Below are 23927 nucleotides of genomic sequence, written 5' to 3'. Positions count from 1 at the left end.
AGCAGAAGTGTCGTCAGTGGAAGGTGCCCCCAGCGGGATCGACTGGTTCCCGCTGTCGCCCGCTCAGCTCAACATCTACTTCGCGCAGAAGCTGGCGCCGGGAGTTCCGTTCACCATCGCGCAGTTCGTCGAGATCCGTGGCGAGATCGACCCCGCCACGTTGATCCGGGCAACCGACATCGCGTGCCGCGAGCTCGAATCGCCTGGCGTGCGTTTGGGTGAGGACGACGGCCAGCCATACCAGTGGTTCGACCTCAACGTTCCCTACGCGATGATCTACCGCGACCTTCGTGACGAGAGCGACCCCGTCGGCTACGCCCACCGCTACATGGACGAGCAATACAGAAAGCCCGTCGACTTGGTCCGCGATCAACTGATCGCCTCGGAGATCATGCAGGTCGGCGAAGCACACTACTTCTGGTACAGCCGAGCTCACCACGTCGTCATGGACGGCCTGGGTGCAATTTCGGTTCAGGAGCGCACCGCCGCGGCATACACGGCCCTGCTGACCGGCGCCGACGTACCCAAGACGCGCGCCGTCGGTGTCCGGGCGATCTACGACTACGAAACCGCCTACGTCGGTTCCACGCGCTATGAAGCCGACCGCGAATACTGGGTCGGCCGACTCGACGGTCACGCCGATGCGCCACGTCTTGCAGGCACCTCGCATTCCGGTGCGGCGGTGCCCAGTGCCGTATCGATCAGCGTCGGCGCAGTGCTCGACGACGAGCTCACCGACGCAATGGCCGCGCTGGCCCAGCGCTACAACTCCTCCGACGTCCCCGTCGTGCTCGCGACGTTCGCGCTGTACCTCGCGCGGATGACCGGCACCGACGACGTCATGCTCAGCCTCCCCGTCTCGGGCCGTGCGACCACCAAACTGCGTGACTCCTCCGGAATGATGTCCAATATCGTGCCGCTGCGCATCGGTGTCGACCCGGACGTCACCATCGAGGAACTACTGCGTCGCATCCAGGTCGAGCTCACCGGTGCGCTGCGGCATCAGAGGTTCCGCGTCGAGGACATGCAGCGTGAAACCGACGGCGGGTTCGAGGGCAGTACCTCCGCCGGCCGCGGAGCTTTCGGCCCGACCGTGAACATCATGATGTACGACAGCACAATTCGGCTCGGCGACGTCATCGGCGAATACCGTGTGCTCTCCAGCGGCCCGATCGACGACATGATGGTCAATGTCTACCCGGGGGTCGCCGGCGCCAGCACCCGCGTCGACTTCCTCGGTAACCCCGCGATCTACAGCACCGAGGAACTGAGCACGCACCATCAGCGGTTCCTCGGGCTGCTGCGTACCGTTCTCGCGGCACCGGACGGCTTGCCGCTCGCGGACCTGAAAGTGCTCTCGCCCGCCGAAGAGGACGCCCTGCTCGCCGTGGACTCGCAGGGTCCACCACCTGCTCTGCTGCCCGAGTTGCTGCGGGACTCTACCGTTGTCCGCTGCGCCGGGCAGGAACTCGCGGGCGTCGAATTCATCTCTCGTGCACGCCATATCGCGGGTCAGCTTGCGCCTTTCCTTGCCTCACCAGAGACTCGGATCGCGATCGCGCTGGACCGCTCGATGCACTCCGTGCTGGCTCTGTGGTCCGTGTCGGTAGCGGGCGCATCGTTCGTGCCCGTCGATCCGCACGATCCGACCGACCGGTTGACCTCCATGCTCAGTAGCACCGGAGTGCGGGTCGGCATCACCGAACGCGCACTGCTCGGCACGCTCCCCGGCGCAGTCGAGTGGCTGGCCATCGAAGACCTTCTCGACGCCGAACCCCTACCCTTTCAAGTTCGCCGGGTTCACCTCGACAACGAGGTGTACGCCATCCACACCTCCGGTTCGACCGGAAAGCCCAAGGCCGTCAGCGTCGGTCACCGCGGACTCGCGCAGCTTGCATCAGCGGTCGTGGATCGGTACTCGGTCTCATCGGACTCGCGGGTACTGCACCTGGCCTCACCGGTGTTCGACGCGTCCATTCAGGAAATCCTGGCGGCGTTCGCTGCCGGTGCCACACTCGTCATCGCGCCCGCCGACGTGTACGCGGGCCCCGCGCTCGCCGACCTCCTGGCCGAAGAACGCATCACGCACCTCATTACCTCCCCGACCGTCCTCGCGACGCTCGAACCGCTGGACGTCAAAGGCCTCGAGGTATTCGACGTGGGCGGTGAAGCATGCCCGCCCGCACTCCGCGACCGGTTCGCCGACGCCGGCCCCGACATGCTCGACGCCTACGGCCCGACCGAGGCAACCGTCCTCGCCACGCTTTCCGCACCCATGGGCGTTGGGAAACGGATCACCATCGGTGGTCCGCTTCCCGGCGTCCGCGCGCTCGTACTCGACAACCGGTTGCGGCCCGTCCCGTACGGCGGAATCGGCGAGCTCTATCTGGGCGGTGACTCTCTCGCGCGCGGATACGACGGGCAACCCAGCGTCACCGCGAGCCGTTTCGTAGCGGATCCGGCTGCGCCCGGTCGAAGGCTTTATCGCACAGGCGATCTGGTGCGATGGTCGATCTTCGGCACGTCACTCGAATACCTGGGCCGCGCCGACCAGCAGCTCCAACTACACGGCCGTCGCCTCGAACTCGGAGAAATCGAATCGGTTGCACTGCAGCTGGCGGGTGTCGATGCCGTTGCCGTCGACGTTCGTGAAGACCACCTCGTCGCGTACGTCGTCGGCGAGACCACAGGAGTGAGTGCGCACCTGCGCGCCTTCCTTCCGGGGTGGATGGTTCCGGACCGCGTCGTCGAACTGGATGCATTACCACTCTCCGCGAGCGGCAAGCTCGACCGCCGGGCACTGCCCGACCCGGCGCCGACCACGGTCACCGAATACGTTGCCCCGCAGACCGATACCGAGCGCGCTGTCGCCGCGGTGTTCGCCGAAGTGTTGGACGTACCGATCGTCGGCCGCACGCACTCGTTCTTCGAGCTCGGTGGCGATTCGCTGAGCGCGACGCGAGTGGTGGCCAGGCTCGGCTCCGCGGTCACGCTGCCCGTCCTGTTCGACGCGCCGACGGTCGCTGCGATTGCGGTTGCCATCGATTCGGCTGTCGATCAGCGGGATTCGCTCGATCTGCTCGACACCGTGATCCCCGAGCGGGTGCCGCTGTCGTACTCGCAGCAGCGCATGTGGTTCCTCAACCAGTTCGATTCGGCTTCGCCCGCATACAACATGCCGGTGGCCGTGCAGTTGCCTTCGGGTGGAGACTCGAGCCTCGTCGTCGCTGCACTGCGGGACGTGCTCGAACGGCACGAGTCGCTGCGCACCTACTTCCCCGACGACGGCAGCGGCCCACGCCAGGTAGTGCTGCCCACAGCCGGAGTTCTGCCCGAGATTCTCACCAGCGAAGTAGGACCCGGTGAACTCGACGGCGCGATCGCCGAGCTGGCATCGAAGGGTTTCGACGTCGCTGCCGAGGTCCCCATCCGCGCGTCGCTGCTCGCCGTCTCCTCGCATGAGGGTTCGTCCGAGGCGACGGTTGTCGTCATCGTCATGCATCACATCTCGGTCGACGGGTGGTCGATCGATCCTCTCGTGCGCGACTTCACCGTCGCCTACGCCGCACGCTCCGCCGGGCATGCTCCCACGTGGCCGCGCCTGCAAGCCCAGTACAGCCAGTACGCGGTGTGGAACAGAGCTGTGGTCGACTCCGCCGCCGAGGATCAATTGCGTTATTGGACACTCGCACTCGATGCTCTGGACCGGCCAAGCGCTGAGCTGCCGACCGATCGCCCGCGCCCGGCCGTGCAGTCGATGCAGACAGCAGGCGTCCCCCTCTCCATCGGCACCGAAGTGCACGCACAGATTCGTTCTCTCGCGCTCGGTGAGAATGCAACGACGTTCATGGTCGTCCATGCCGCACTTGCCTTGACTCTGAGTCGCTTCAGCGATTGCGACCGCACCGTCCTGGGTTCACCCTCGGCCGGTCGCGGAGACCAAGCACTCGACGACATGGTCGGAATGTTCGTCGGCACCGTGCCCTTGGCGGTCGAGGTGGACCGTGACGGCACCTTCATCGAACTCCTCGACACCGTTCGGCACGCAGATCTCGACGCGTTCGCGCACTCCGACCTGCCGTTCGAGCGGATCGTCGACGCCCTGAGCGCCGATCGATCCTTGGACCGCCACCCACTGTTCCAAGTGATGCTGGCATTCGACAATGCCCACCATCAGTCGATCGAGGACCTCCCGGTCACCGTGCTGCCCATCTCCACACACACCTCCGAATTCGACCTCAATGTCGTCGCCCGCGAAACCGCCGACGGTATCGCGGGCGACATCGAATACGCGAAAGACCTGTACGACCGGGAGACCGTCGAACGCTTCGCTGCAGCCTTCGTGAGTGTTCTCGAAGCAGTCGTCGAGAACCCGTTCGTCGTGGTGGGAGATATCGAACTCGTCTCTCTGCCTGCACAACCCGAGCGCAGCACGGAGGGAGCGCTCCTGGACGTGCTGACATGCGAGATGCCCGACCGAATTGCACTCGACGGCGAATCGACGCTGACCTACCGCGAACTGGACAGCCGATCCAACCGGTTGGCGCGCCTGCTGATCGACCGCGGCGCCGCACCCGAGACCACCGTGGCACTCTCGCTCGCACGATCCGCGGAGTACATCGTGGCCCTGTGGGCAGTGGTGAAGTCCGGCGCTGCGTTCCTACCGGTCGATCCGAGCTACCCGGCTTTGCGACGCCAGCAGATCCTCACCGGCACCCACCTGGGCTTCGGCGGTGTCGAAGAGGGCGTGCTGTGGCTTGACGAGGCTGCTGCAGATGCTTTCGACGACAGCCCCCTGGTCGACGCCGACCGCGCTGCGGCGGTGCTCCCTGCCCATCCGGCCTATGTCATTCACACCTCGGGATCCACCGGCGTACCGAAGCCCGTGACGGTGACGCATGAGGCTGTGTATGCACTTGCGCAGCAGGTAGTTTCGCGCTACGACGTCACCGCTTCCTCGCGGGTGCTGCACGGGTACTCGACGAACTTCGACGCAGCTGTGCTGGAACTGGTGCTGGCCTTCGGAGCCGGTGCCACCATGGTTCTTGCGCCCAGCGAGATACTCGACGGGGACGAGATGGCGCGGTTCCTCACTGCCCACTCCGTCACCCACTATCTCTCCACACCGGCCTTGCTCGCCACCGTGCCCCCGGTTGCCGGTGTCACCACCGTGGCCGTCGGCGGCGACGTCCTGGGAAGCGCAGTGGTCGACGACTGGGCACCGGGACGGCGAATGCTCAACGCGTACGGCCCTTCCGAGGCCACCATCGTCGCCACGCTGACCGACCCACTCGACGCCGGAGACCGCATCACCATCGGCACACCGCTGCCGCACGTGTATGCACTCGTGCTCGACACTCGCCTACGGCCGGTCCCGGTCGGTGGCGTCGGCGAGCTGTACCTCGGTGGCAGTGGCGTTGCGCGCGGCTACCGCGCTCGCCCCGCACTGACCGCGGAGCGCTTCGTCGCAGGCCCCAGTGGACAGCGGCTATACCGGACCGGCGATCTCGTCCGCTGCGAGGCATCCGGTGTGCTCGACTACCGTGGCCGCGGCGACTCGCAAGTCCAACTGCGCGGTGTGCGCGTCGAACTCGGCGACGTCGAATCTGCCCTCACCGCCCATCCCGCAGTCCAGGCTGCGGTCGCCGACGTCCGCGACGGCCGAATCGTGGCCTGGGCCGTCGGGGCCGACGAGCGCGAACTCGCACCGTGGTTGCTCGAACGGCTACCACTGTCGATGGTGCCCGCCGTGATCGTCGCGGTCGATCGCATCCCCGTCACCGCCAATGGCAAGGTCGACCTCTCCGCGCTGGTTGCACCGACCCCGGTAGCCGGAGACCACTCGGCAGCCCGAACGCTTGCCGAGGAAGTCATCCTCGGGATCTTCGCCGACGCCCTCGACGTCGTCGATCCCGCCGCAGACGCTAATTTCTTTGTCCTCGGCGGTGATTCACTGAGTGCCACGCGCGCAACCGCACGCATCGGCGCCGCGCTGGGCACCCACGTTCCGGTTCGGACCTTGTTCGAAGCGCCGAGCGCGCGCGCCCTCGCTGCGGCAATCGACCTGCTGTCCGAGGCGTACGTCAGCCCGCCCGCGCTGGTGCATCGGGCGCAGGCACGCGAGGACGGCACCCTGTCTCCCGCCGAGCGGCGGGTGTGGCTCCAGAATCGGTTCGACCCCACCTCTGCCGCTTACAACATCGCGTTCGCACTGCCGCTCCCCGCGGACTCCGACCTTGCGGTTCTCCGAGCCGCGATCGTCGACGTGCTCGAGCGTCACCTCCCGCTGCGCACCGTCTACCCGTCCACCCCGGACGGCCCGATCGCGATGCTGCTCGACGCCGAGATCGTCGTCTCCTCGATCGACGGTCGCCACGCCGACGCGAAGCTGCTGGCCGAAACTGGATTCGACCTGACCGTCGAGCCCCCCGTGCGGCTCAACGTTGTACGCAGCGGCGGTGAGATGTCGTTGGTGGTCGTCGCCCATCACATCGCCGTCGACGGACTCTCGCTCACCCCGCTCGCGCGCGACGTCTCCACCGCGCTGACCGCCAGGGCGGCAGGGCTGCAGCCAGAGTTCACCCCGCTGACAGTCGATTACTCCGACTACCGCCTGTGGCAGCACGACGTGCTGGACTCGGTCGCAGTCGAGCAACTCGCCTACTGGCGGCGCACCCTGGCCGGACTACCGGACTACCTCGAGCTACCGACCGGCACCCCGAACCCCTTGGAGAACGCGACACCCATCGCGTTCGAACTCGACGCTGCCACCTTCGCCGACCTCCGCGGCCTCGCGAACCGGCTGGGCGCAACACTGTTCGTGGTGATCCACGCCGCACTGGCCGCCGTGCTCGCCGAAGCCAGCGGCACCGCGGACATCGCCATCGGCACCCCGGTATCGGGACGCTCCGAACCCGCGCTCGACGACCTGGTCGGCATGTTCGTCGGCACCATCGTGCTCCGGACCGACGTGGCACCGAACAAGACATTCGAGCAGTTCGTCACCGACGTCCGCGACCGCGACCTCGACGCATTCGCCCACTCGGCCGTACCGTTCGACTGGGTCGTCGAAGCCGTGGAACCGACCAGAGCCATCGACTCCCACCCACTGTTCCAGGTGCTCCTCGCCGTCGGTGCGCTGGAGATCCCAACCTTCGAACTCGGCACCGGTGAAGTATCGCCACAGCGAATCGACATCTCCGAGAACCAGTTCGACCTCGAAATCGTCATCGAGCACACCGTCGACAGGCTGAGCGGACAACTCGGTTACTCCGGCGACCGCTTCGAACGGTCCGTGTGCGTCGCTCTCGCCGAACGGCTGGAGTCGGTGCTCCGACTCGTCGCCGCACGCCCGGACATCGAACTCGGCAGCCTCGACTTTCTTGCAGCCCGCTCGGACGTCGTTTCGCACACCGACGATGCCGAAGACCGCTACACCCTCGGCACCCTCGTGCGCCGGGCCGCCCAGACCTGGCCGGACGCAACAGCCGTCGTCGACGGCGGCGAATCACTGACGTACGCCGAACTGGACCGTCGCTCGAATGTGTTGATGGACAGCATTATCGCTGAAGGTGCGCGGCCGGGAACTCTGGTTGCCGTCGCGCTGCCGCGGTCCGCCGATCTCGTAGCGGCACTGTGGGCCGTCGCCAAGAGCGGGGCCGGTTACCTGCCGATCGACCCGAACCATCCGGCCACACGCATCGAGGAAATCCTCGAACACGCCCAGCCCGTCACCGGCATCACCAGGGCGGCCCTCGCTCCTGTCGGAGGACGATGGGTGACGGTCGACGGCTTGGCTAGTTCCCCCGAGCCGGCCCTGCTTCGCTCGTATTTCGAAGACACTACGTATCTCGACGACACCGCGTACGTCATCTACACCTCGGGTTCGACGGGCGCCCCCAAGGGCGTGCGCGTGACACATCGGGGTATCGCGAATCTGGTGCAGAGCCAACGCGATACGTTCGGAGTCGATACCGAATCTCGGGTCCTGCAGTTCGCATCCCCAGGTTTCGACGCCTCGATCTTCGAAATGCTCCTCGCCTGCGGCGTCGGCGCCGCCGTGGTAGTCGTGCCCGCCGAGGTCTATGCGGGACGCGAACTCGAAACGTTCATCACTAGCCAAGCCGTCACCCACGTGTGCCTGACCCCGACCGTCCTGCAGATCACCGACCCGGCGGCCACACCGACCGTCGACGTAGTCATCATGGCCGGCGAAGCAGCCAATACCGAACTGGTGCAACGCTGGTCGCGCAGCAGCACCGTGTTCAACGCATACGGGCCGACCGAGGTCACGGTCATGGGAACCTGTACGCCCGCACTGAAACACCTCGCCGCGGTGACCATCGGCGGACCGGTGCGCGGATTCGACGCCGTCGTCCTCGATGCACGGCTGCGGCCCGTACCGGACAACGTGGTGGGGGAGCTGTACCTCGGCGGCCCAGGGCTGGCCGAAGGGTACCTGTCCCAGCCCGGACTCACCGCCAGCCGCTTCGTGCCGAACATGCTGGGCGACAAGAGCAAGCGCCTCTACCGAACCGGCGACCTAGTCCGATGGGTGGAGCACCGGAACACACGCGAACTCGAGTACCTCGGACGCGTCGACTCGCAGGTCAAGATCCGCGGACATCGCGTCGAACTCGCGGAGGTGGAAGCGGCACTGCTGCGGCATCCCGACGTCGAACAGGCCTGCGTCCTCGGGCACGATCACTCGCTGGCCGCCTACATCGCCGGCGACACCGATGCCGGCGTAGTCCGCGAATTCCTCACGCGCACAATTCCTGCCTACATGGTTCCCGCCTCGGTCACCGTCGTGGATACGCTCCCGATGTCGATCTCCGGAAAGGTCGACGCGCGAGCACTACCCGAACCCACGCTGGCGACCGTCGTGCATCTTGCGCCGTCGACGCCCCTGGAGTGGAGCGTGCGTGCGTCGTTCGCGGAAGTTCTCGAGATCGACGCCGACCGTATCGGCGTCGACGACAACTTCTTCGACCTCGGCGGACACTCGCTGTCGGTGGTGCGCGTGATCGACAACCTCGGCGACGAACTCGGACGTCCGGTCCCCGTCAGCTGGCTGTTGACGCACCCGACCGCGGCGTCGTTGGCGGCCAAGCTGGACGGACTCGTCGACGCCGGCGGCGACGTCTTCGATGTCGTACTGCCACTGCGGGTCGAAGGCGAACGAGAGCCACTGTTCTGCATCCACCCAGCGATCGGCATCGCGTGGAGCTACCTGTCGTTGCTTTCGGTCACCGACCGGCCGCTCTACGGGCTCCAGGTTCCCGGCATCGCCAGCGGTGAAGCCTCGCCTGCCTCGATCGACGCGTTCGCGGCCCGATACGTGCGGGAGATCCGCGCAGTTCAGCCCACCGGGCCCTATCACCTGCTCGGGTGGTCGCTCGGTGGAGTGATCGCGCATGCCGTCGCGACCGTCCTGCAGAGCACGGGGGAGGAAGTCGCGCTACTCGCATTGCTCGACCCGCAGCTGAGCGTGCCAACTGACATGCCTGCCGACGCCGTCGACTTCGGTGTAGAGGATCTGGCGCGGCAACTGGGAGTCAACGGGTCCTCGTTCGAGGATGTCGTGGCGCAATTGCGTTACACACGAAGCGAACTCGGATTCCTCACCAGTGACCATCTTCGCAGAATGTATGCCCCGGTAGTGGCTGCTCCGCGGTGGGTGGCAGCACACCGACCCCGAATATACGACGGTGACGTCGTGTACTTTGCGGCCCGTGGATCACACGGCGCGCAGCAATGGGAACAGTACGTCGGCGGCCACCTCTCGGTCGTCCGCATCGATGCTGAACACGAAGATCTGCTGGGTGAAGCAAGCGCCCACACCATAGGCCGAGCAATCGGCATCACCTCTTCTCGCGGAAGGCGTGGCGTGATGAACCGATCCAGCGCTGTCAAGAAACTCGAGCCGTATGTCGACAATGTGCAGGCGCATTACGACCTGTCCGACGAGTTCTTCGAGCTGTTCCTCGATCCGAGCATGACCTACAGCTGCGCGTATTTCGAGCGCGAAGATATGACGCTCGAGCAAGCGCAGCTGGCGAAAATCGATCTCGCGCTGGGCAAGCTGGACTTGCAGCCCGGGATGACACTGCTCGACGTCGGATGCGGTTGGGGTTCGTTGGCCAAGCGTGCTGCCGAGAAGTACGACGTCGACGTCATCGGTTTGACGTTGAGTCGGAACCAATACGATCACGCGCGTAAAACTGTGGCGGACCTGTCGAGTGTGCGCACGGTGGATATCCGTCTGCAGGGCTGGGAGGAGTTCGACGAGCCCGTCGACCGCATCGTCAGCATCGGCGCATTCGAACACTTTCGGCGTCAGCGGTATTCGGCGTTCTTCGACAAGTGTCGCTCGGTTCTCCCCGCAGACGGTCGAATGTTGCTGCACACCATCGTGATGCGTCCGCTCGCGGAAGTCATCGCCAGCGGTGTGGAGTTCACCCGCGACGACGCGCACTTCGTACGGTTCATCATGCGCGAGATATTTCCCGGTGGACAGTTGGCGTTGTCGGACATGGTGACCAAGAAGTCCACCGAGGCCGGATTCAGCGTGGAGCGCGAGCATGCGCTCGGACCGCACTACGCACGCACACTCGACGAATGGACCGAGCGGCTCGTCGCCGCACGGCCGCACGCAATCGCCCTGTCGTCGGAAGAGAACTACGACAGGTACATCCACTACCTCACCGGATGCTCATCGCGCTTCAAAGACGGGCGCATCGACGTCGTGCAATTCACTCTTGCGCCGGAAGTGGTGCCCGTACGAACCGAGTGAGCCTGCCTACCAAGACATTAATCCATGAGTTTTAAGCTCGACCGAAAATATTAGGGAGCCAAGTGGAAATCCAGGACTACCTCCAGATCCTGCGAACGCGTTGGATGATCATCGTCGTCACCGTTGCCGTCGCCACCCTGGGCGCACTAGCGGCCTCACTTCTGACCACGCCGACTTACCAGTCGTGCAGTCGAGTCTTCGTCTCCACCTCCGGTGGGTCGACAGTGAGCGAAAGCTACCAGGGCAACCTCTTCGCGCAGCAGCGCGTCGCGTCGTACTCGGAGCTCGTCAAGGGTGAAACGTTGGCCGCCCGCACGATCGACGAACTCGGCTTGACCGGCATCACACCTGCCGAGTTGGCGGCCAAGGTCACCGCCACGTCCACCCCCGACACCGTTCTGCTCGACACGTGCGTCGTGGACACCAACCCCGGAACCGCACGCGATATCGCGAACTCACTCGGCAACCAGCTGACAGTCCTCGTCCGTGAGCTCGAAACCCCCGAAGACGGCGGCGCGCCTGCCTCGAGCGTCCGAGTGGTCGAGCAAGCTCAAGAATCTGCGTCACCGATCAGCCCGAAGACGACCCGCAACCTTGCCCTCGGAGCCGCAGTGGGTCTGCTCCTCGGTATCGCGCTCGCAGTCCTTCGCGACCGGCTCGACAACACCATCAAGACTCGCAAGAAGCTCGAAGCTGCCGCCAACACAGCGCTTGTCGGCACCATCCCCTACGACAAGGCATTCAAAGAATCCTCGATCGTCTCCTTCGGGGCAACACACTCGGTGAGCGCCGAAGGCTTCCGCGAACTGCGTACCAACCTGCAGTTCCTCGAGGTCGATCATCCGCCGCGCGTCATCGTCGTCACCAGTGCAGTGCCCGCCGAGGGCAAGACGACCGTCGCGGTGAACCTCGCGCTCGCTCTCGCCGAAGCAGGCCACCGCGTCGTCCTCGTCGAAGGCGATCTACGACGCCCCCGCGTGTCGAAGTACCTCGGGCTCATCGGCTCGGTCGGCCTGTCGACCGTCCTCGCCGGGCAAGCAGACATCTCCGATGTCCTCCAGCCCAGCAGCTACGAGGGACTCGACGTCCTCGCATCGGGACCATTGCCGCCGAACCCGTCGGAACTGCTCGGATCGGAAGCTTCACGCCGCGTCATCGAAGAACTGCGTAAGAGCTTCGACTACGTGATCATCGACGGTGCACCACTACTGCCGGTCACCGACTCGGCACTGCTCACCACGCATAGTGACGGCGCGCTGATCGTCGCACGCTTCGGTCACACCAGCGAAAGCGAAGTGTCCCGGGCCGTCGGCAATCTCGAGACCATCGGCGCCCACGTTCTCGGCGCTGTCTTCACGATGATGCCCCTGACCCGCAAGGGTGGCGACGGCTACTCGTACTACTACGAGACCGACAAGACCATCGCACGCCAGACACCGAGCCCGGTCACTCCGGGAACAGTCTCTGCGCAGTGGTCGGAACCCGAAGGGCCAAGTGTGCCGGTCTCGACGCAGAAGGCCGACACATCGGCTCCCGTCACCGTCACTTCGGGCCGGCGGCACCGAGAATGAGACGTGCGATGGCCGCAGGAGCGGTGGTTGCTGCGGCCATCGCGTTCGCTGCCGGCACAGGAGTACTCGCCGGGCCGAGCGCGGTCGCAGCCCCAGGGGCGATCGTCGGACCGGGGACGGGATACGTCACCACCGGCGGCCTCGACGATCTGACCGCATGCTCCTTCGCCGCAGTCGGATACGACGCGTCGGGAACCCTCGTCGGCCTGACGGCGGGACACTGCATCCTCTCGCCCGGCTTGCCGGTGACGCTCATCGGTAACCTCGGCGCCGGGCCGGTCGGAACGACGGTCGCCTCGCACTGGGGTCCCGACTACGGAGTCATCGCACTCGACCCCGCAAAAGTGATCCCGGTGTCCTCGGTAGGCGGCGTCACCGTCACCGGCATCGGACAAGCCGTTCCGGGACAACCCGTCTGCAAATCCGGAGTAGCCAGCGGCGTCACCTGCGGCACCATCCGGGAAGTGCGCGGATCGGACCTCGTGACCGATACCCCGACACTGTGGGCGGACTCGGGAAGCGCACTGGTCAGCGGGACAACCCTCGTCGGCATCGCCAGCCACGCCGACGGAGTACCCCTGCTGAGCCCCACGGTCTACGCATCGGCTCTCGACTCGGTGAACATGCTCGGTGCGCGCGGCGGAACAGGCGCGGGTTTCCGGCCGATCGGCTCCTGAGTACACGTAGTGATGGGCAGGGTGTTCCAGTTGCGTCCGATCTGCGCGGGATTCCGCCTGTAGAAGGCGCAATTGGAACACGATGCTCACGTGCGGGGTGCCTCGGCCTTGAAAAGGGCCACGAAAGTTTGGCGCTCTACATGATCCGGTGCTGCGAGCGATCGGACGGCGGGCGGGTTCGGTCGGCGTCGACGAACATCTGGAGGAACGACGTCGGCCGGGACTCATCGTGTTCCGATGAGGCATTACCGGAGTCGAGGGTGCGGGGGAGTTCGTGATCTGTCATGGGGCCTCCTGATTCGGCTGAACGAGACGGTCTTATCGGGGGAGTAGTGGAGACGGAAGATGGTCGACGAGAAGTGCAGCAGCACCGAGGGATTCGATGACCATTCGCGCCGGGCGGGTGGGGGCGAACACACGCACACTGCCAGCGGACTCCAATGCGGAAGTGATGACAGCATTGACCGCGCCGGAGTACATGAACGACACCGCGGACAGGTCGATAAGCACATCCGCGCCCGATGCGGTGAGTCGGGCGAGGTTGTGGGTCAATGCAGTCCGCGATGACATGTCGAGATCGCCGGACACTCGCAGTACGGCGTAAGAGGGCGAGTAGGACTCCACTTCGATCGCGTACCGCGCATCCTGAACTGTCGTATCGGAGTCGCGTTCTTTGAATATCAGGCGGGCGATGTCGGTAACAGTCATCTTTCGGCACCTTCCCTCGACGTTGTGCGTGTTCTACACAGCAACCCTGTCAGGGCAAGATCTCTCCGCTGGAACCTCGCGGTCACGATACGGACACCGAGATGTAACGAAGCGGTAACGACCTCCTGGTTGTGGTGCCTGAAGTGCGCCGACGCCCGGGATCAAGGGATGCCCGGCCTTCGGGTCAGCCGATCGACTGTCCGTACACACGCTCGATGTCGACGACCAGAAGAACTCGACGGTCGGAGACCATCGTCGCGCGGTACTCCTCCCAGTCCGGATGCTCACCGGAGGCAGCTCGGTAGTAGTCGACCAAGGCGTCCACCTCTTCGCCGTGCGGATCGGTTCCCGGACCAACCAACGTTGCGGTGCCCTCGGCCGTCGCCCACGACCGCCCGTCCGAACTCGTCACCTCCAGCGTCGCCCGCGGATCGCGACGCAGATTATTGGTCTTGGCGCGACCGTCCGTCACCGAGATGCGCATTACGCCGGACGCCCGGTCGTAGAACGGCGTGACCGGCGACAGCTGTGGTCGACCGTCGGACTTGATCGTCGCGAGAACCCCGAGCCTGCTCGACGCGAGGAGATCGTGCGGATCGAACTGCGCTTCGGTCATGCAAACCCCCATATGGTGTGGACTCATCTGGTGGTTCGAGCGTAGACCGCCGAGCCGGAGCGCGCCTCAGCTTTCCCGAGCGGTCGACCCACGGGAGAGTACTCGACTCAGGGAGAGCGCGGCAGTACGCACGGCCGGGGCGAGCAACTCGGGCCTGAACTGCGCCTTGGGGACGGACACCGACAGTGCCGCAACCGGTTTGCCTGCCATCGTGACAGGAGCTGCCACGCAGCACCCACCGATCGCGGATTCCTCACGCTCGGATGCGACACCGGTGCGTCGTACCGAATCTATCTCGAGTGCAAGCCTTTTGGGGTCGGTGATCGAATTCGGAGTACACCGTCGCAGCGGCTGGGCAAGGACCTCTGCCACCACGTCCGGATCCTCGGAGGCGAGCAGCGCCTTACCCACCGCCGTACACGTCAACGGCAGCCGTCCGCCGGTGTGAGAGGGAAACGGCATCGCCGAGCGGCCGTGAATCTTCTCCACGTAGACCGCGTCGAACCGATCCCTGACGGCGAGGTGAACAGTCTGCTCGGTCACCGCGAAGAGGTCCTGCATGAACGGGAGCGCCGCCGATCGAAGACTGTGCTTGATGGCGACACGCTCACCGAGTTCGAATAGGACCATACCGAGCTCGAACTTGTTCCCAGTCCGGGTGAGCCAGCCGAGGTTCACCAGGCTCACCAGTACGCGGTGGGTGGTGGACCTGGGCAGACCCGTCCGAGCGCAGACCTCGGCGAGGGTAAGTGCCGTCCCGCCGGGAAACGAGTCCAGCACCAGAGCCGACCTCTCCAACAATGACGAACTGTCCCGTTCCATGGGACAGATCCTATGCACCGGCCACGAGCGTGGATAACGTCGACACCAACATCGGACACGCGAAGGCGGGCAGTATATGAGCACGAAAGTTGCGGTCATCGGATCGGGCAACATCGGTACCGACCTGGTGATCAAGCTGAAGAGGATCGCCAAGAACGTCGAAATTGCCGTATTGGTCGGCATCGACCCTAATTCCGACGGACTGGCTCGCGCCAGGCGGTTGGGAGTCTCCACCGTCGACTCGGGCGTGCAGGGATTGATCGATCACCCCGAGTTCGCCGAGATCGAAATCATCTTCGACTCCACGTCCGCCCAGGCACACGTGGCCAACGAGGCAGCACTGCGGCCCTACGGCAAGCGTCTGATCGACCTGACGCCCGCCGCCATCGGCCCGTTCGTGGTGCCCGCAGTCAACCTCGACGAGCACCTCGACGCACCAATCGTGAACATGGTGACGTGTGGCGGACAGGCGACCATCCCGATCGTCGCCGCGATTTCCTCGGTCACGGACGTGCACTACGCAGAGATCGTGGCGTCGATCGCCTCGAAGTCCGCCGGACCCGGCACGCGAGCGAACATCGACGAGTTCACCGAAACCACCTCGGAAGCAATCGAGAAGGTCGGCGGAGCTGCACACGGCAAGGCGATCATCGTCCTCAACCCCGCCGAGCCGCCGCTGATCATGCGCGACACGGTGCTGGCACTGGTATCGAACCCCGATCAGGACAAGATCCGTCAGTCGATTCTGGACATGGTCGCGAAGGTTTCGGCCTATGTTCCCGGCTACCGGCTCAAGCAGGAAGTCCAGTTCACGCAGCTCGACGACGCGGAGTCCGTCGCAACCCTCACCGGTGGCGTCGAAAAGGGCCCGGGCCTGTGGAAGGTGTCGGTGTTCCTCGAGGTCGAAGGCGCCGCTCATTACCTCCCCGCGTACGCGGGAAATCTGGACATCATGACCTCCGCTGCTCTTCAGGTCGCGGAGAAGCTGGCTGAGAACAAGACTCTGGAGGCTGCACGATGACTCGCCCCAACGCAATCGACGGCGCCGCGCTCTACATCCAAGATGTGACGCTGCGCGACGGGATGCACGCGATGCGTCACCGGATCACCCCGGAGAACGTCGCCCGGATCGCAAGCGCCCTGGACAGTGCAGGCGTCGACGCCATCGAGGTCACCCACGGAGACGGTCTCGCCGGCCACAGCCTCACCTACGGGCCGGGCAGCAACACCGACTGGGAATGGATCGAAGCCGCCGCCGAGGTCGTTCATCGCGCAAAGCTGACGACGCTGCTGCTGCCAGGCGTGGGCACCGTGAAGGAACTCGAGCATGCATTCAAGCTCGGAGTCACCTCCGTCCGCGTTGCGACACACTGCACCGAGGCCGACGTGTCGGCACAGCACATCGGCAAGGCACGCGAACTGGGCATGGACGTATCCGGCTTCCTGATGATGTCGCATCTGGCCGAGCCTGCGAAGCTCGCCGAGCAGGCCAAGCTGATGGAATCCTATGGCGCGCATTGCGTCTACGTCACCGACTCCGGCGGCCGTCTGACGATGGACGGTGTACGCCAGCGAGTGCGCGCATACCGCGACGTCCTCGACCCGGAAACCCAGATCGGCATCCACGCCCACCAGAACCTGTCGCTGTCGGTAGCGAACTCGGTTGTGGCGGTGGAGGAAGGCGTCATGCGTGTCGACGCTTCCCTCGCCGGTCACGGAGCCGGTGCAGGTAACTGCCCGATCGAGCCGTTCGTCGCCGTCGCAGACCTCAACGGCTGGAAGCACGGCTGCGATCTGTTCGGCTTGCAGGATGCCGCAGACGACATCGTGCGTCCATTGCAGGACCGGCCGGTCCAGGTCGACCGCGAGACGTTGACCCTCGGTTACGCGGGCGTCTACTCGAGCTTCCTGCGTCACGCCGAGTCCGCTGCCAAGCAGTACGGACTCGACACCCGCGCGATCCTGCTCGCCGTCGGCGAACGTGGACTCGTCGGCGGTCAGGAAGACCTGATCACCGATATCGCACTGGATTTGGCTGCCGCTCGCAAGTAGTCACGCAACAAGTACCCCGGGTGTGGTCCGCTGCGACAGGGACCGCACCCGGGGTTTCTGCTTTTCGGTCAGGTGGCGATCACGTGTCTGACGATCGTGTGTACGAGGTCTTCGATGGAGATATCGGGATCGAAGGCTCGTTGAACCCCGATCCCCAGGCAGAGGCCCACGACGATGTCGGCAGACTTCTCGGGAGTATCGGTCAACTCGACGTCGAGTCTGCGAGCGAAGTCGGCCAACATATAGGCCGCCGCGGCGCGAAGTTGGCGGTTGGACTCCCTGATCTCTTCCTCGATCACGGGATTTACGCGGCCGCGCGCGCCGAACTCCATTTCCAATAGCGCCCACCGGCGGTCGCCGATCGCGTGCTCGCACCACTGGCGAACGGCTGACTCGAACGTATCGACGCTGGTGATGCTCACGGTGAGTTGGGCAGCCTCGGTCAGCTTGTGTGCGCGGATCCCCCGAATGACGTCGCGGCAGAGTTCGTCTTTCCCGCCGAAGTTCGAGTAGACCGCGCCCTTCGAGTAGCCGGCTTCCTCCGCGATCCGGTCGACGGAGGTATCCGCATAACCACGGTCGAGGAAGTGCTCGGTTGCGACGTCCAGCAGGGCCGCCCGCGTTCTTTCCCGAGACTCCTCGCGGGTCAGTCGCGCCATGCCTTCGCCTCCTTCGATTGACTTTCGGATACCAATGGTATTTCAATGCTCATGGTACTTGAACCGTCTCGAACCGAGGAGCACATGCGAATGACCCACACTCTCGACGGTGAGTACGACGCCGTCATCGTCGGCGCAGGTATGTCCGGCATCGCCGCCTATCGAGCGCTGCGCGAGGAGGGTGTGCAGAGCATTCTGATCATCGAACGCGCCGCCGAGTTCGGTGGCACCTGGCGCGAGAACACCTATCCCGGATGCGAATGCGACGTGCCCTCGCCGATCTACTCGTACGCCGATGCGCACAACGCCGACTGGTCGAAACTCTATGCAAACCAACAAGAAATTCAGCGCTACCTCGTCGCCACCGCCGACCGCTGGGGCGTGCGCGACGCCGTACGGTTCGGCGTCACCTTCCTCGGCGCGCACTGGGACGACGCGAACGGAAAGTGGAAGATCCGAACCGACACCGGAGATATCACGGCAACTCTCGCGATCGGCGCAGCCGGCCCGTGGAGCACACCGTCCACTCCCGATCTCCCCGGCGCGGCCGACTTCGGCGGCGTCACCTTCCACTCCGCACGCTGGCGGCACGACGTCGACCTGACCGGTAAACGCGTCGTGGTCATCGGAACCGGCGCATCCGCAGTGCAATTCGTGCCCGAGATCGTCGACGCCGCCGAACACGTGACGATCTATCAGCGCACGCCGCAGTGGGTACTCCCGAAGCCGAACTACCATCAGCCCACAGCATTCCGCTGGCTACTGCGCCACAGTCCCAATGTCTCTCGCATTCAGCGCGCCGTCATCTACCGCATCCTCGAACTCGTCGCGTTCGGAACCCGGCACAGCAGAGCCATGAAAATAGCCCACGTCATCGGCCGGTGGCAGATCAAACGTCAGATCGGTGATGCCGAGCTACGTGAGACTGTCACGCCTGCTTATGTTTTCGGGTGCAAACGTCCACTGTTCGCCAACACCTGGTATCCGACACTGGGCCGTCCCGACGTCACAGTGCGCCCGAGCGGCGTCGCCCGCCTCACCGAAACCGGAGTAATCGGTACCGACGGCGTCGAGGTGCCCGCCGACATCATCATTTTCGGTACCGGATTCCACATCACGGACATGCCTCTGGCAGAACAAGTATTCGACGCCGACGGACTGAGCTTGAGCGACCACTGGCGCGGCAGCCCCAAGGCCTACCTCGGAACCACCACCCACGGCTTCCCCAACTTTGCGATCCTGCTGGGCCCGGGACTAGGGACCCTGGCGTCCGCCTTCACCGTCACCGAAACACAGCTGGGTCTGATCCGGTCCCTCGTGCGCACCACCCGCGAGCTCGGCGCGGAAGTATTCGACACCCGCGCCGACGCCGAACAGACCTACAACGACGACCGAACGCACGCCCTGGCCACCACCGTCTACAACATCGGCGGCTGCACCAGCTACTTCATCGACAAAACCGGCACCAACAGCTTCAGCTGGCCCTGGTCGACAGACGCCATGCGACGACGCCTGCACACCGCAGACCCCGCCGCATACGAATTCACCAGGTAGATCCGGTGTGGGACCAGGACGCAGCCGGAGTCATGCCACTGCCGTCGGGACGCCTGATTCGGGGGAGAGGCCTGCGCACAGCGCTGCCGGCCGGACCACAACCCGAGTTCGGTATCTACCTGACGGGTCGTGATCCGGGACAGCGCTCGCGTGTGCCGTCGTGCTCGAAGGAATCCCGAACGTCGACGCCGTCCGATACGTGCGTGATCACTACTCACACCGGGCCGTTCGTCGCACGTTGGCGGTGACGCTGGGTTTCAGTCGCGAACCAGGCGCCGAAGATCGGACCGAACTGCGCGATAAACAGTGACGAGATCGGCGGACTCGTCACCGCCGTCGACCACTTCCGCCCAGCGGTCCACCGCGATTCGGAGGGTCAATGCAGCCGTCTCGATGAGTAGGCGAGCGGTGGAAGGTACGTCCAGTTTCGTCGCCACCTTCTCGGTCAGACAGGCCAGCATCACCGCGTCGGCGGCGTAGGCAGCGGATCGCACCTGAGCGTCCGACAGGACGAGTCGTCGAACCCGCAGCAATCGTTCGGTGCTGTCTTCGGACGCCGTGACGAATCGAACGACAGAGCGTTCGTAGATGTTCTCGATCGCGTCGAGTGTGATGCGCTCCGATGGCGAAGACTCGAGCCATTCGGTGAACTCGGCCTCGAACTCGATATCGGCGATCAATACTGATTCTTCTTTGTTTGCAAATGAACGGAAGAAAGTACTTGGCGACACTCCGGCTCGACGGGCGATGTCGTCGACTGTCGTGGCGGCAGCTCCCTGAAGCTCGAACAAGTCCAGGGCAGCCTCCGATATCTCACGTCGGGTTTCCCTACGCCGTCGTTCGCGCAGGTCGGGGACTGCGCTGATGGCAGCGTCCGTCTTGTGTGCGCCCACTGGCCACCTCCTTGTCGCTCCGGTGTCAACTTACCAGCGAGAATCGAATTGACAGTCACTGTCATGCTGCGTGAAACTATCGCAACAGTCGAGACCAACCGGAGAGTTCCTTCATGCAGACACAAGACACCGTCCCCGAGGAAGAGCTGTCCTCGGCGAGCAAGATGTTGATCGCCGTCTTGGTAGTCGCTTCCTTCGTGATGATTCTCAACGAAACGATCATGAGCGTCGCGCTGCCCAGGCTCATGGTCGACCTAGCCATCACTGCCACTACAGCGCAGTGGTTGACCACCGGGTTCATGCTCACCATGGCGGTCGTCATCCCGACGACGGGGTACCTCTTTCAGCGTTTCACCCTGCGGCAGATGTTCATCACGGCGATGACCTTGTTCAGCGCCGGAACGTTGCTGGCAGCCGTGGCACCGGGATTCGAACTCCTGTTGGCGGGCAGAGTGATTCAGGCCGGTGGCACCGCCATCATGCTCCCGTTGCTGATCACCACCGTGCTCGGGCTCGTCCCAGTGCACCAGCGCGGCAAGATGATGGGGGTCATCTCGATCGTCATTGCCGTCGCGCCTGCCGTCGGCCCCACAATCTCCGGCATCGTGCTCGACTCGTTCGCCTGGCGCGCGATGTTCTGGTTCGTGCTGCCGATCGCCCTCGTTGCGTTCGGGGTGGGAGCGGCACTGGTGAAGAACGTCGGCGCGACGGGCAAGCCCCCCTTCGACGCCATATCGGTTGTGCTGTCCGCGTTCGCATTCGGCGGAATCGTCTACGGCCTCGCCGGTATCGGACATTCCTCCGAGGGCTCGTCCGTACCGGTATGGATACCGCTCGTCGTCGGCTTCGTCGCACTAGTCGTCTTTGTGCTCCGACAGATAGCGCGCCAGAAGGAAGGGCGGGCACTTCTCGACCTGCGGCCGTTCTCCACGCCCGCGTTCAGTATCGGCCTCGGGCTGCTGGCGATCAGCCTGATGACCCTGTTCGGCGCACTGATTCTGCTGCCGATATATCTACAGAATGTACGCGGACTAGACACTCTCACAACAGGTCTCATGCTGCTGCCGGGCGGCCTGATGATGGGCGTTCTGGCACCGTTCGTCGGCCGAGCATTCGACCGCATCGGGGCTCGACCACTCGTCGTGCCCGGCACCATCGTCGTCAGCGCAGCGTTGTGGCTCATGACCCTGCTCGACGCGGAGTCCCCGCTTGCGATGGCCATCGGCATCCATGTCCTGCTGTCGGTCGGTCTCGCGCTGATCATGACGCCACTGATGACGTCATCGCTGGGATCGCTGCCCAGGGATCTGTATTCGCACGGCAGTGCGATCCTCAATACCGTCCAGCAACTGGCCGGCGCAGCAGGCACCGCACTTTTCGTGACGATCATGTCCAATACCGCTGCATCTAGACTCGCCGGCGGTGCAGAAGGAATCAGCGCGAGCGAATCCGGCGTCCAGGCAGCCTTCGTCTGTGGAGGCGTGATATCGCTCGTCGCGGTTGCAGCGTCCTTCTTCATTCGGCAGACGTCAAAGGAGTCGTCCGATGCCGAACTGACCGCCGCCCACTGAAACCGGTTCTCGAGCCCGCTTCTCGAGCCCACGGTTCGGCGGCTTTGGGTTCGGCGGCTTCGGTTCGGCGGCTTTGGTTCGACGGCGAGATGTGTACTTTCTCGCCGTCGACGCGAGTGTCGGCTCGCTACCGATATCGGCCTAAGCAGGTGGCTGACTGAGCGAGAATCCGCACTTCTCGGTCGCGTACTTGTTGACCCGATCGCTGGCCGCCATTGCGTCCTGCGCAGTGTCTGCGTCCATCGACGTCGTCGACTTTTCGGTGAAAGCCTCGTACGTCGGCGCGTCGGCGGCAGTGCTCGTGGCGACGACGCTGGCATCCTTGAGCTTTGCGAGATCGGGTGAGACGTCGGGATCGTCGGCGTTGATCGCCGGGTCGTAATGCTCGCTCAGGCCGTCCGCATACGTCTTCAACGAGGCCTGCATCGCAGGCCAATCGCTCGGGTCTCCGGACAGGGTGCTCATCGAGGAAGTTTCGAAGTCCGCGATGTCCTGCAGCTGTGCGCAGATATCTACATCGGGGGCAGCGTCTGCGCTGTCGTCCGATCCGCAACCGGCCAGCCCCACGGAGACAGCGGCAGCAATGCACAGGACGGGTAAGGACGAAAGCTTCATGCGGGTATGTCTCCAAACGGATCGGGGCGTAGGTGCACACAACCGTCACAGGAGAGGGCACCTCTTGTCGAGTCGGGCATCCACTTGTTGGGAAATGTCACCACGCCGGATTGAGTACGAGGCGATTCGAACGTATGGTCGAACAATGGTTGCGCGTAGATCGAGAGGAGGTCCACATTCGCGTCGACCGTTCGAGGTGCTCACCCCGTCGGTCAAGGTTTTGATCGACCTGGCGATTCTCTATCCGCAGCCACCGCACCATCACGGCAACTACAACGCGGAAGGGTTCGAGGTCAGAAAAGTGGTGCCCGGAGACTTGACGGAATGGTCGATGACCGTCGACGGCGACTGGATCGGCAGAGTCACCTACGAGCTGATGTCGAAGGATCGTAGCGAGACGGTCACGCATTGGGTGCCGAGTCGGGTGCTCAAACCGTTGCATTGAACCGGACGGACGCTGTGCTCGTCCGGCGCGGATCCCAGTACAGTGCTCGCGGACGAGTACCCGGCCCGTCGCATCTGCCAGGGAGTGCATCGATGACATTCGTTCGAGTCGGCGTCGTAATGCGTAACAGCGTGATGATCGCGCTCGTGTTTGCCGCAGGTACGTATATATCGGCATGTGGTCAGGGCAACGACTCGTCGGCGACAGGGTTGGGGAGTGCTTCGGCAACTACTTCGGAAAGTGCTGGAGCGCAACCGGATACCGACGCGGTGACGTTCGAGGCGACCGAGGTGAGCGGATATGCGCTCGTGCCAGGCACCTCGATGAAGATCTCGATCGCGACCACCGGCGATGCCGTCGCATTCAATGCTGGATGCAACACATTCTTCGGAGCCCTGAACAACGAGGCCGGGGTGATCGACGGACCCGGTGCCGAGGCGTCGAACGGTCCGATGGGATCGACGATGATGGCATGCGACGATGCGCTCATGGAGCAGGACCGCTGGCTGCAGGAATTCCTCGACTCCACACCGGTATGGACACTCGGCGAAGACACCGTGACGTTGAGTTCGCCGGCCGGGTCGATCGCGGCCAATCGTGTCGCGGGCTGATCTGCGCCAGATAGTTTTACCCGGCAGCGCAGAGGGTTTGGGGCCCGAGGGCTGGGGTATACGCTCCATGCGCGGTAGCCGAAGGTCGGCTACGGGAGGGGTTTCATCATGCGGTTCGTCACTCTGATCGTCCTTGTATGGCTTGTGGTCGGAGGTATCGCAGTATTCCAACGCGGATATGTCTCCAGTGCGCCCGAGAACTGCGCAGGTGTCGGCACGATCGCTCTCACCGTCGTCGCAGGCCCGCTCAACTACGCAGGCGTCAACCCGAAGGTCACGGACTGCAACCTGCCGCAGCCGAGCCAGTAAGCCATTCGCACCGATCGGCCGCCGTTATC

At 64.4% G+C, this 23927-nt stretch carries 18 protein-coding genes; 11 read left to right on the top strand and 7 right to left on the bottom strand.

The annotated features are described in order from the left end of the window. Positions 1 to 7 precede the first annotated feature (7 nt). The 3 genes from O1W68_RS03280 (at position 8) to O1W68_RS03270 (ending at position 13043) form a co-directional block, all read left to right on the top strand. On the top strand, positions 8 to 10795 hold the full coding sequence (locus O1W68_RS03280; RefSeq protein WP_269301444.1) for a cyclopropane mycolic acid synthase family methyltransferase: 10788 nt from the start codon (positions 8 to 10) through the stop codon (positions 10793 to 10795). Between the two features lie 62 nt (positions 10796 to 10857). Then, positions 10858 to 12366 carry a polysaccharide biosynthesis tyrosine autokinase gene (locus O1W68_RS03275; protein WP_269301443.1) on the top strand — a complete coding sequence of 503 codons (1509 nt, stop codon included), beginning with the start codon at positions 10858 to 10860 and terminating at the stop codon, positions 12364 to 12366. Between the two features lie 8 nt (positions 12367 to 12374). Further along, positions 12375 to 13043 carry a hypothetical protein gene (locus O1W68_RS03270; RefSeq protein WP_269301442.1) on the top strand — a complete coding sequence of 223 codons (669 nt, stop codon included), beginning with the start codon at positions 12375 to 12377 and terminating at the stop codon, positions 13041 to 13043. Between the two features lie 136 nt (positions 13044 to 13179). Here O1W68_RS03270 and O1W68_RS03265 read toward each other — a convergent pair whose 3' ends face one another. The 4 genes from O1W68_RS03265 to O1W68_RS03250 all read right to left on the bottom strand — a co-directional run bounded on the left by O1W68_RS03265 (position 13180) and on the right by O1W68_RS03250 (position 15189). Continuing rightward, a complete protein-coding gene (locus tag O1W68_RS03265) occupies positions 13180 to 13329 on the bottom strand; it encodes a hypothetical protein (protein ID WP_269301441.1) in 150 nt (49 codons plus the stop codon). A 32-nt stretch (positions 13330 to 13361) separates the two neighbouring features. Then, on the bottom strand, positions 13362 to 13751 hold the full coding sequence (locus O1W68_RS03260; protein WP_269301440.1) for an STAS domain-containing protein: 390 nt from the start codon (positions 13749 to 13751) through the stop codon (positions 13362 to 13364). A gap of 184 nt (positions 13752 to 13935) precedes the next feature. Next, positions 13936 to 14367, bottom strand: coding sequence for a PPOX class F420-dependent oxidoreductase (locus O1W68_RS03255; protein ID WP_269301439.1), 432 nt, complete (start codon positions 14365 to 14367; stop codon positions 13936 to 13938). A gap of 66 nt (positions 14368 to 14433) precedes the next feature. Further along, a complete protein-coding gene (locus tag O1W68_RS03250) occupies positions 14434 to 15189 on the bottom strand; it encodes an IclR family transcriptional regulator (protein ID WP_269301438.1) in 756 nt (251 codons plus the stop codon). A gap of 76 nt (positions 15190 to 15265) precedes the next feature. Here O1W68_RS03250 and O1W68_RS03245 point away from each other — a divergent pair, with 76 nt between their 5' ends. Further along, positions 15266 to 16210, top strand: a complete 945-nt coding sequence (locus tag O1W68_RS03245; protein ID WP_136170126.1) for an acetaldehyde dehydrogenase (acetylating) — start codon at positions 15266 to 15268, stop codon at positions 16208 to 16210. Beyond that, complete coding sequence (gene dmpG, locus O1W68_RS03240; RefSeq protein WP_136170125.1) at positions 16207 to 17241, top strand: 4-hydroxy-2-oxovalerate aldolase; 1035 nt, start codon at positions 16207 to 16209, stop codon at positions 17239 to 17241. Before O1W68_RS03245 ends, dmpG begins: the two co-directional genes overlap by 4 nt. Positions 17242 to 17309: 68 nt before the next feature. Here the strand turns inward: dmpG and O1W68_RS03235 are convergent, their stop codons facing one another. Beyond that, positions 17310 to 17900: a TetR/AcrR family transcriptional regulator gene (locus O1W68_RS03235; protein WP_269301437.1), complete on the bottom strand. Its 591-nt coding sequence runs from the start codon at positions 17898 to 17900 to the stop codon at positions 17310 to 17312. A gap of 90 nt (positions 17901 to 17990) precedes the next feature. Here O1W68_RS03235 and O1W68_RS03230 point away from each other — a divergent pair, with 90 nt between their 5' ends. Beyond that, on the top strand, positions 17991 to 19454 hold the full coding sequence (locus O1W68_RS03230) for a flavin-containing monooxygenase (RefSeq protein ID WP_269301436.1): 1464 nt from the start codon (positions 17991 to 17993) through the stop codon (positions 19452 to 19454). Positions 19455 to 19459: 5 nt separating this feature from the next. Then, positions 19460 to 19702 carry a hypothetical protein gene (locus tag O1W68_RS03225; protein WP_442972267.1) on the top strand — a complete coding sequence of 81 codons (243 nt, stop codon included), beginning with the start codon at positions 19460 to 19462 and terminating at the stop codon, positions 19700 to 19702. 9 nt (positions 19703 to 19711) lie between these two features. Here O1W68_RS03225 and O1W68_RS03220 read toward each other — a convergent pair whose 3' ends face one another. Continuing rightward, entirely contained in the window at positions 19712 to 20347 is a 636-nt protein-coding gene (locus O1W68_RS03220) for a TetR/AcrR family transcriptional regulator (protein WP_269301435.1), read from the bottom strand. 113 nt (positions 20348 to 20460) lie between these two features. On the opposite strand from O1W68_RS03220, the gene O1W68_RS03215 reads away from it, so the two are divergent. Next, a complete protein-coding gene (locus O1W68_RS03215) occupies positions 20461 to 21918 on the top strand; it encodes an MDR family MFS transporter (protein ID WP_269301434.1) in 1458 nt (485 codons plus the stop codon). Between the two features lie 141 nt (positions 21919 to 22059). Here the strand turns inward: O1W68_RS03215 and O1W68_RS03210 are convergent, their stop codons facing one another. Continuing rightward, the gene (locus O1W68_RS03210) at positions 22060 to 22533 is read right to left on the bottom strand and encodes a hypothetical protein (protein WP_269301433.1); all 474 of its coding nucleotides are present in this window, start codon (positions 22531 to 22533) and stop codon (positions 22060 to 22062) included. Between the two features lie 145 nt (positions 22534 to 22678). Here O1W68_RS03210 and O1W68_RS03205 point away from each other — a divergent pair, with 145 nt between their 5' ends. From O1W68_RS03205 to O1W68_RS03195, 3 genes are all read left to right on the top strand, one after another. Further along, positions 22679 to 22978, top strand: coding sequence for a hypothetical protein (locus O1W68_RS03205; protein ID WP_269301432.1), 300 nt, complete (start codon positions 22679 to 22681; stop codon positions 22976 to 22978). Positions 22979 to 23070: 92 nt separating this feature from the next. After that, on the top strand, positions 23071 to 23589 hold the full coding sequence (locus O1W68_RS03200; RefSeq protein WP_269301431.1) for an META domain-containing protein: 519 nt from the start codon (positions 23071 to 23073) through the stop codon (positions 23587 to 23589). A 108-nt stretch (positions 23590 to 23697) separates the two neighbouring features. Then, positions 23698 to 23898, top strand: a complete 201-nt coding sequence (locus tag O1W68_RS03195) for a hypothetical protein (protein ID WP_136170116.1) — start codon at positions 23698 to 23700, stop codon at positions 23896 to 23898. Positions 23899 to 23927 lie beyond the last annotated feature (29 nt).

It is taken from the genome of Rhodococcus sp. H36-A4 (assembly GCF_027158005.1).
Taxonomy (GTDB): Bacteria; Actinomycetota; Actinomycetes; order Mycobacteriales; family Mycobacteriaceae; genus Rhodococcoides.
The sequence above is the reverse complement of the archived record's forward strand: the minus strand, read 5'-3'. Positions and strand labels throughout refer to the sequence as shown.